This is a genomic window from Methylophaga sp. UBA4204 (assembly GCF_002379485.1).
Lineage (GTDB): Bacteria > Pseudomonadota > Gammaproteobacteria > Nitrosococcales > Methylophagaceae > Methylophaga.
In genome coordinates this window covers 35,678-38,168 of sequence record NZ_DFTU01000094.1, presented here as the reverse complement: position 1 = coordinate 38,168, position 2,491 = coordinate 35,678, and the positions used below count along the sequence as shown (strand labels likewise).

General features: G+C 41.9%; 2 protein-coding genes. One reads left to right on the top strand and one right to left on the bottom strand.

What is annotated here, in order from left to right; all coding sequences use genetic code 11:
• On the top strand, positions 1-1,211 hold a 1,211-nt coding region (locus tag B3182_RS14275), incomplete at its 5' end, for an MATE family efflux transporter (protein WP_292753222.1).
• Positions 1,212-1,295: 84 nt separating this feature from the next.
• Here the strand turns inward: B3182_RS14275 and B3182_RS14270 are convergent.
• A partial coding sequence (locus B3182_RS14270) for a TonB-dependent receptor (protein WP_292753219.1) occupies positions 1,296-2,491 on the bottom strand: 1,196 nt, incomplete at its 5' end.

Below are 2,491 nucleotides of genomic sequence, written 5' to 3'. Positions count from 1 at the left end.
CATCGGCGGGTCTGGCCGCCATAACGTTGTTGATTCCATTTTTTACGCTGATTTTTGCTATTGCTCTGATGTTTTCCATTGGTGGGGCTGTTCGTGCCGGTAGTTATTTGGGGCAAAACAATATCGAAGCCGCTGCTGCCGTGTTCAGTAAATGCCTGATAAGTATTTTAATTGTCAGTCTGCTGTTTATGGGGTTTTCACTCATTTTGGATCGACAAATACTAACGTTATTGGGTGCGCCGAATGAATTGATAACGTTGGTTCTGCCTTATTTTCATATTATTTGTGTGGTACTGGTTCTACAAGTGACCAGTATGGTGCTGTATTACTTTATCCGGCTGGATAACCGCCAAAAACTGGGGACATTCGCTTTGGTTGCCGGGGCGTTAATAAACATTGCACTTGATGCGCTATTCATTATCAGCCTGGAAATGGGGTTAAAGGGGGCGGCTCTGGCAACTCTTGCAGCACAGATCGTACAGATGCTGATTCTTTCAACGTATTTTCTCAGCAAAAATAGACGCTTAAGGTTACTTTTAATGCCGGGAAACTGGTCGGAGGTGACTAAAGTCGCTTACAACGGGCTATCAGAATTTGTGAATGAGCTTTCCGGTGGAATGGTGATTTTATTGCTTAACTGGCTACTGATTATCTATCAAGGAGTCAATGGTTTAGCGGCGTTTGCAGTGATTAACTATCTTATTTTCATCAGTCTGATGATTTATTACGGTATAGCAGATGCTCTGCATTTGTTAATCAGTCAAAATCATGGGGCTGCTCAGGCAAAGCGGATTCGAGACTTTTTAATCACGGCTATGTCATTGGTGCTGGTTTTATCACTTTTACTAATTAGTGTTTTACTGCTTTATCCACAGTGGTTGATACAATTGTTTTTGCAGGATAATGCCGTGGAAAGCCAGCAGTTATCTGCCGAGTTTATTATGCTGGTTTGGCCGTTATTTGTTGTCAATGGACTGAATGTCACGTTATCCGTGTATTTAACCGCTATGCAAAAGCCGCTACCATCTATGTTAGTTGCTTTAACCCGAGGCTTACTACTGCCTGCAGCTTTATTATTATTGTTTGTCACATGGTTGCCAGATAAACAGTTTCTTATCGCCCTTCCGCTGGCCGAATGGCTGACTTTTATTCTGGCTCTGGTGCTTTGCTGGAAATATTCTCCCAGCAATATTATTGAGAAAAAAAGTTAACCTAAATATAGAAAAAAGCCGGATGTCATTGCAACATCCGGCCAAAGCTCATCAAGCATTTTCAGGGAAAACCTGCTTAATGAATTAGAATTGCCAGGCCACGCTCAGACGAACATCACGTCCGGGTTCATTGTAGCCTCTCACTAAACCATAACCTGGTAAGCCAGTGAAATCGGCTACGCTCGCATGATCAATATAATTTTTATCAAAAATATTCTGTACCGTAAGCATTATCCGTACATCTTCTGATAATGACGGCCTCCATTGCGTATAAAAGTCATGGATGCCATAGCCAGGCTGGTCAATTTCTGCATCTGGAAATGTGGTTTGAGCCACAAAATCAATATCATCACGGCCTTTCACAAAACGCGCATTCCAACCAAAATTCCATTGTGAATTAAGTTGGTAATCAAGTTGAGCAATGAATGTGTCACGAACCGTATTAGCTATACCGTTATGATCATAAGCATTCGCTTCCACACCATCCACTTCGGCATCGTTGTAGTGATAGCTGACTCTCGCCATTAAGCTATCCCAGCGATGACCTATTTCCAGAATATAACCATCTGACTCTAAATCACCCAAATTATCAAAGATATTTCTGGCTGGGCCTACCGTTCCTGAAACGCCAATAACGTCTTTGATTTCACTTCTATAGGCTTTGGCAGAACCAAACCATGTTGCTGAGTCATAGGCAACACCGAATTCGATATTCTCTGCCTTTTCGGGTTTCAAATCCTCGGCTTGCGTTGTAAAGCCGAGTTTAAACGCATCCTGTGCCAAAGGACCTTTAAAGGCTTCAGCATAAGAAGCAAACACACTCCAATTATCGGTAAAGTGAAAATTTAGACCCACATTAGAACTGAGATCACTTTCATTATGAGATGTATTTCCAAAATCTGTATCTAATTCATAGTCATCGTAACGAAGACCCGCGGTTAACAATAATGCATCGGTTAACTGGATATCATCTTGAAGATAAACACCCTTGACCTTTGACTCATCTTTGTAATTCTCGCCATCCCCATCGGCGCTAGACTCATCTTTACGATAATCAACTCCATAGGTGATTTCATGCATACCTAAGATAGATGTATTACGTAAATCAAAACCAGTACTCTCGCCTGTGCCGGTGAAGGGACCGAAAAATCCGTCCTGAAAAAACTCTGTTTCGGTATTGTAAAGAGTCAGTGCCAGATCCACATAAGCATTATCAAGGGGGGTCAGCTCATAATTGAAAGTGGCTGTTTTCCTGTCACTATCAATTGGGTATATCAGAT